At 68.1% G+C, this 6,326-nt stretch carries 6 protein-coding genes and 1 pseudogene; 4 read left to right on the forward strand and 3 right to left on the reverse strand.

Annotated features, from left to right (window positions below; translation table 11 throughout):
* Nucleotides 1-52: 52 nt before the first annotated feature.
* The 3 genes from VXC91_RS41150 to VXC91_RS41160 all read right to left on the reverse strand — a co-directional run bounded on the left by VXC91_RS41150 (nt 53) and on the right by VXC91_RS41160 (nt 2,373).
* The gene (locus VXC91_RS41150; RefSeq protein ID WP_329512479.1) at nt 53-478 is read right to left on the reverse strand and encodes an organic hydroperoxide resistance protein; all 426 of its coding nucleotides are present in this window, start codon (nt 476-478) and stop codon (nt 53-55) included.
* Between the two features lie 148 nt (nt 479-626).
* Nucleotides 627-1,385, reverse strand: coding sequence for an alpha/beta fold hydrolase (locus tag VXC91_RS41155; protein ID WP_408057603.1), 759 nt, complete (start codon nt 1,383-1,385; stop codon nt 627-629).
* A gap of 133 nt (nt 1,386-1,518) precedes the next feature.
* Nucleotides 1,519-2,373, reverse strand: a complete 855-nt coding sequence (locus tag VXC91_RS41160) for an alpha/beta fold hydrolase (protein ID WP_329512481.1) — start codon at nt 2,371-2,373, stop codon at nt 1,519-1,521.
* A gap of 222 nt (nt 2,374-2,595) precedes the next feature.
* On the opposite strand from VXC91_RS41160, the gene VXC91_RS41165 reads away from it, so the two are divergent.
* From VXC91_RS41165 to VXC91_RS41180, 4 genes and pseudogenes are all read left to right on the forward strand, one after another.
* Nucleotides 2,596-3,105 (forward strand): MarR family winged helix-turn-helix transcriptional regulator, encoded by a 510-nt coding sequence (locus VXC91_RS41165; protein ID WP_329512482.1) that lies wholly within the window; start codon nt 2,596-2,598, stop codon nt 3,103-3,105.
* A gap of 49 nt (nt 3,106-3,154) precedes the next feature.
* Nucleotides 3,155-3,940 carry a non-homologous end joining protein Ku gene (gene ku / locus VXC91_RS41170; protein ID WP_329512483.1) on the forward strand — a complete coding sequence of 262 codons (786 nt, stop codon included), beginning with the start codon at nt 3,155-3,157 and terminating at the stop codon, nt 3,938-3,940.
* A gap of 422 nt (nt 3,941-4,362) precedes the next feature.
* Nucleotides 4,363-4,887 (forward strand): annotated as a pseudogene (locus tag VXC91_RS41175) (lysophospholipid acyltransferase family protein); the annotation flags it as partial.
* A 193-nt stretch (nt 4,888-5,080) separates the two neighbouring features.
* Entirely contained in the window at nt 5,081-5,353 is a 273-nt protein-coding gene (locus VXC91_RS41180; RefSeq protein ID WP_329512484.1) for a hypothetical protein, read from the forward strand.
* The last annotated feature ends 973 nt before the right edge of the window (nt 5,354-6,326 follow it).

Raw genomic sequence — 6,326 nt, forward strand, 5'->3', positions numbered from 1 at the left:
GAGACGATGCTCCGGGGCCTGGTGTTGTCGTCGGTGTGGGGGTGTGGTGGGGTCAGACGGCGGTGGCGTTGATGGTGACGGGGATGTTGCCGCGGGTGGCCTTGGAGTAGGGGCAGGTCTGGTGGGCGGCGTCGCCCAGTTCGGTGGCGGTCTGCTGGTCGACGCCGCCGAGTTCGACGTTGAGGACGGCGGCGAGGCCGAACCCGCTGTCCGGGTCCTCGTTGAGGGTGATCTCGGTGGTGATGGCGGTGCTGGTCAGCTTGATCTTGCGCTGGGCGGCGACGCGGCGGAGTGCGCCGAGGAAGCAGGCGCCCCAGCCGGCAGCGAACAGCTGCTCGGGGTTGGTGGCGTCCCCGGCTCCGCCCAGTTCCTTGGGGTAGGCCAGCGTGGTCTCGAGGACGCCGTCGTCGGACTGGACGCGGCCGCCATTGCGGCCCTCACCGGTCACGTTCACAACAGCGGTGTAGTTGGCGGGCATGACGGGTCTCCGTTCGGTACGTGTGTTGATGCGTGTGTGGGTCGAGGTATGACGCTGCGCCAGCAGGGGCGGGAGTCAGGGGTTGCCGAGGGTGTCGCCTGACGATGGCGGCAGGCCTTGCCGGCCTCGGACACCATCCATGTGGGCGTCAGTGGGTGGTGGCGTGGGCGGCCTGCTCGATCAGGTCGATGACCGCACCCGGCTGGGAGACCGAGACCGCGTGGGAGGCCTCGACCTCGACGGTGTGCGCGTGCGCGCGGTGGGCCATGAAGCGCTGGGCGGCCGGCGGGATGTTGTAGTCCTCGGTGGCGATCAGGCTGAAGGAGGGGATGGTCTTCCAGGCGGCCTCGGTCGCCTTCTCCTCCAGGGCCGAGGCGGCTATGGGGCGCTGGGTGGCGGCCATCAGGTCAGTGACATGGGTGGGCACGTCGGCGGCGAACTGGTCGTGGAAGGTGTCGGCCTTGATGTAGAGGTCGGTGCCCATGCCGCCGCCGGGCAGAGGGAAGGACACGGAGTCCAGGACGGAACCAAGCGTGCTGCCGGGGAACTTGTCGGACAGCTCCAGTGCGCTCTCCCCCGCCTCGGGGGTGAAGGCGGCGATGTAGACGAGCGCCTTGACGTCGGGGTTGCCGGCGGCGGCCTGGCTGATCACGGCGCCGCCGTAGGAGTGGCCCACCAGTACCACCGGCCCCTGCACGCTGGTGAGGAAACTGCCCAGGTAGTCGGCGTCACTGGCCAGACCGCGCAGCGGGTTGGCCGGGGCGAGGACCCGATAGCCGTCGTGCCCAAGGCGCTCGATGACGCCGTTCCAGCTGGAGGAGTCCGCGAAGGCGCCGTGCACCAGCACGATGGTGGGCGTGGGCTGCGAGGCGGGGTTCATGGCGGGAGTTGTCCTTTTCATCTTCATCAGTGGCGCCTTCGTCTTCATCAGTGGCGCCGCGATCGGCGCCGTCGTCTGCGGGGCCCCGGACCTGTTGTTCGGGGCGACGAGTGAGGGCGATGGTGCCGGGATTTTGCGCAGCGGCGGGTCGTGCGAGGGGTCAGCGGACGGTGGAGCCGGCGGCCTGTTCGATCAGGCCGGTGACGACGCCGGGGTGGGAAACGATGACGGCGTGGGAGGAGTTGACCTCGATGGTGTGGGCGTGGGCGCGCTTGGCCATGAAGCGCTGCTCGTCGGGGTTGATGGCGTGGTCCTGGGTGGTGACCAGGTCCCAGGAGGGGATGGTCTGCCAGGCGGCCTGGGTGGGCTTCTCGTCGAAGACGGACGCGTCCACCGGGCGCTGGGCGGCGCCAGCGAGGTCGGTGACCGACTCCGGGACGTCGGCGGCGATCGCTTCGTGGAACTTGTCGGCCTTGACGTACAGGTCGGTGCCGGTGCCGCCGCCGGGCAGCGGGTAGGGCACCGCGTTGAGGGCCGAACCGAGCTCGGTCGCGGGGAACTTGCTGTTCAGTTCCGCCACACTCTCGCCCTTGTCCTGGGCGAAGGCGGCGATGTAGACGAGCGCCTTGACCTGGGAGTCGCCGGCGGCGGCCTGGCTGATCACGGAACCGCCGTAGGAGTGGCCGACCAGCACGATCGGGCCCTTGATGCTCTTGAGGTAGCTGTTGATGTAGGCGGCGTCGCCGGCCAGGCCGCGCAGCGGGTTGGCCGGGGCCACGACCGGATAGCCGTCGCGCTGCAGGCGCTTGATCACACCGTTCCAGCTGGAGGCGTCCACGAACGCGCCGTGCACCAGCACCACGGTCGGCCTGGCCTGCGCTGAAGGACGGTGCTCGGCCTGGGCGGCGCCTGCCGGAGCCGTGACGGCGAGCGAGAGGGCCGCCACGCCTGCGACGGCGACGCCCAGAGCGGCGGCGGTCTTGCGGGTGGGGCGGACGACGGTCTTGAGGTTCATCTGGCTCTCCATAGGTATGCGGCGCCTGGTGCCGGTTGGTCTTCCGGGCGGTCCTGCCCGGGGCGACACCGAGAAACCTAGTGCACGTTTCCCTCGTGCGCAAGATAAATGTTTTCGAGACACTGGCCAGCGATGCACTGGCGTCCATGGGAGATTGCGGCCATGCTGCCCCGGTGACGGCCCGCCGCCCAAGAACCAAGAACCTAGGAAGAGGAGATCACCATGAACGACGACGACAGCCGCGCATCCACACCCGGCGACCCCGCAGAGGCCCCGCTGCTCTTGGAGGACCACTTCTGCTTCACCCTCTACGCGGCCTCACGAGCCGTGACCGGCGCCTACCGGCCCCTCCTCGACGAACTGGGACTGACCTACCCCCAGTACCTGGTCATGGTGGTGCTCTGGCAACACGGCACCCAATCCGTCAAGGACCTGGTCGCCGCTCTGCAACTCGACTACGGCACCGTCACACCACTGATCAAACGCCTCGAAAGCAACGGCCTGCTCCAACGACAGCGCCGGCTCGACGACGAACGGATCGTCGAAGTCGCCCTGACCCCGCAGGGAACCGAACTGAGCCACCACATCCGCGCCGTCCCCCTCGCCATCGGCGACGCCATGGGCCTGACCCCCGACGAGTTCGCCACCGCACAGGGCCTGCTCCGCCAGCTGACGGCCAACGTCCATCGCCACACCACCGGCACCGAACCGGCAGAGGCGCCCCGCGCATAGGCGGGTGATTTAAGGTGCGCCCGTGCCTGCTCCGGCGGAGGCTGGAGACATGGCGGCGCCCACGCAGGCGGTGTGGACCGGCTGGATCACGTTCGGCCTGGTCAGCCTCCCAGTGCAGTTGTTCCCGGCGACGCGACGGCACGGCGTGGATCTGCACGAAGTGCACGCCGCAGACGGCTCCCGCATCCGGCACCGGCGCATCTGCCAAGCCGAGCACCGCGAGGTCGACAACCGGGAGATCGCGAAAGGATACGAGACCCCTGACGGGCACACCGTGGTGCTCGAAGAAGCAGATCTCGAAGCCCTGCCGCTGCCCAGCAAGCACGTCATCGACGTCCTCGGATTCGTCCCCGTCGACGGCCTGGACCCGATCCTGTTCTCCCGCGCCTACTACGCCGCACCGCACGGGCAGACCGGGCAGCGGCCTTACGCGCTGCTGGTGGCCGCGATGGTCCGGGCAGAACGCGCGGCCGTGGCCAAGGTGACACTGAGCACCAGAGAGCGCCTGGCAGCGGTGTGGCCGCGCCGGGACACGCTGGTCGTCCAGACACTCCTGTGGCCCAAAGAAGTTCGCGATCCCGGGAGCATCCGATCGACCACGCCGGTGACCGGGCAAGAATTGGAGCTGGCCTCCCTGCTGCTGGCCCAGATGCCCGACGTCGACCTCGCCGAGCTGCACGACGACTACGCCGCAGCTCTACAACAGTTGGCAGAGGCGAAGGAATCCGGAGGCCAACTGGTGCAGCCGGCCGAGCCCGAGCCGGCGGTGGACTTGATGGCCGCGCTGGAGGAGAGCCTGCGCACAGCGGCCGGCCACGGCCGCCCGCCGGGCTGAGCGCGCGCAACGCCGCCCCCTCCGGGCTCACGCGGCGCGTGGAAGCGGGCGCCGCAGCCACCTGTCGGGCGCTCACGCCGTTTCGGGTGCCAGTCCGAGGTGCGCGTCGTCCCATTACGGCGTGGCGTCAGGGGGCGTCAGCGAGTTCCTCGATCTGGTGGGCGAGCCGGGAGGCGGGGCATAGTACCTGGAAGCCCCACTCCTCGACTTTGTCGACCTTCAGTCGGCCGACTGCTTCTCGAAGGGCCAGGGTGGGACGGCGCGGGAGTGTAGGGCGACGTGAGAAGGGGGCGAGGCTGATGTCGGTTCCGAGGTGATGGCCTGGTGGACCCAGTGGTCGGCATCGCGCAGTTCGCCGCGGCCGAGGTGGAAGAGGTAGAGGCAGTAGGCAGCTGTGGCGTTCCCGGCTCCGGCCGCGAACTGCCATCGTGAAACGGCGCATCACGTTCCTGGCCAAGGCGGAGTACTTCAGGGCGCGGGGCCTCACGGGCCAACTGACCGCGCTCGCGCTCCGCGGCGCCGGGCAGATTTCGGTGGACAGTTCGGGCAGGGCTGCGGCGCAGGCGGCGATCCGGGAAGGGCTGGGGGTACTGGCGAAGGGAGACTTGCTCGCGATCTATCCGGGGGGCACGCGTTCCCCAGACGGCCGACTGTACAAGGGCAAGGTCGGGGTGGCGGTGATGGCGCTGGCTGCACAGGTTCCCGTGATTCCGTGCGCGATGGTGGGGACCTTCCAGATCTGGCCTCCGGGGCGTGTCCTGCCGAGGCACCGGCCGGTCGTGATCCGTTTCGGGGAACCGCTGGACTTCTCACGTTTTGCAGGGATGGCGCATCAGAGGGCGGTGCTGCGGGCCGTCACCGACGAGATCACATACGCGATTTTGCGGCTGTCGGGCCAGGAGTACGTGGATCAGTACGCGGCCGACGTGCAGGCCGGACGGCGAAGGGGCGGCGGAGGTGAAGTTCCACCCCCCTTGGCTGCGATCCGGCCCAAACGGCCGTCCGCTGCAAACGAGGGACGAGGCCGCGCCTGCGCACGGGTGCGGCGTTCACTGCGTCGGGGGCTATGTGATCCTTCGGATGGGTCAAGCCCTCGTGCCTGCTCAGCGGAGTTGTCGTTGCCTTGGTGGGAGGTTTGGTATGGGCGGCTGGGTGTACGAGTTCGCGGGGTGTCCCGATGAGGGGGAGGACCGGCAGATTGCTGCGGGGGATGAGCCGGGGCAGGTGCTCGTGCGCGAGCGCCCGGATGGTGCCGACATGGTCGACGGGTTCGTGCGGGAGAGCACCGCCGACATGATGATGGTGGTCCGCTTTAGGCGGGTGGCCGGCGGAGACCGGTCTTCTTCGCTGCCTGCGATTTTTGAAGCGTGTGCAGGGCTTTTGCAGCTGCCGGACGAGGCGCGTGCTCAGTGAGCACGGGCAGCGAGGGAGAGGGCCAGCCTCACCTGTGTGATGTGTGCGGGGCGCTGGTCTTGGACAGCAACCAGTGGTATGCCCTCGTGCGGGACTCGTCCACCGTGCATGCCGTAGATCCAACGTGCGATGGTCGGCGGAAGGTGATCGCGTGCTCGCACGAGCATCTGGCGGAGCTGATCGATCGGTACACGCGTCGTCGGTTCGTGGACGCTGAGCTGTGGGCTGGGAAGGTCGCCCGGGCGTTACGTCGGCATCCCAGGGGATCAGCGAGGAGGAGCTGGTCGGGAAGACCGGGCTGACTGCCGATCAGATCCAACGGGCTGTGATGTGGCAGAACGCTGAGGCTCAACGCTGGATCGAGCAGTTCGGCCAGAACCGGGGTGATGGCTGGGATACCGGCCGGTAGAGGTTTACCCGTCGACGCTGGCCTGCCGAAGCAGACCTAGAATCGAATGTGTGAACGATGCCTGGCCGTCCCGCATGGAACTGCTGCATTCCGCGCGCCGTGTCGGGGTCGAGCAGGCGACGGCGGCATTGGCACAGCTCGACCGGTGAATCGCCGACGAGCAGCGCCGAGATGCGGAGCGCCGCCGCGGGGAAAAGATGCGGCCGCTTCCGCCGGAGTGGCTGGTTGAACTGGTCTGAACAAGGACAACCTGGTCGCCGTGCATGTGAGCGACTGGTGCGTAAGAGCAGTCGGTGTGTGGGTGTCTCGCCGGAGCAGGCACTGGATGCGCTGTGGCCGCAGGTGCCAGCGTGCACACACTGCCATGCGGATAGCGTATTCGGCTTCATGGAGTAGGTCGCCGGTCGCTGCGTGCGGCAGTCGGAGGGTGATCGCATGGAGCTTCCCGCGGAATTTACCCAAAAACGTCTTGACTCAGAAAATATGGGATGCATCCTGGTTTTTAGACCACAACACCGAAAGAGCTACAAAGCCGATGAGGACGTCTAGTCGACGGAGTGACTC

The organism is Streptomyces chiangmaiensis (assembly GCF_036281785.1).
GTDB lineage: Bacteria > Actinomycetota > Actinomycetes > Streptomycetales > Streptomycetaceae > Streptomyces > Streptomyces chiangmaiensis.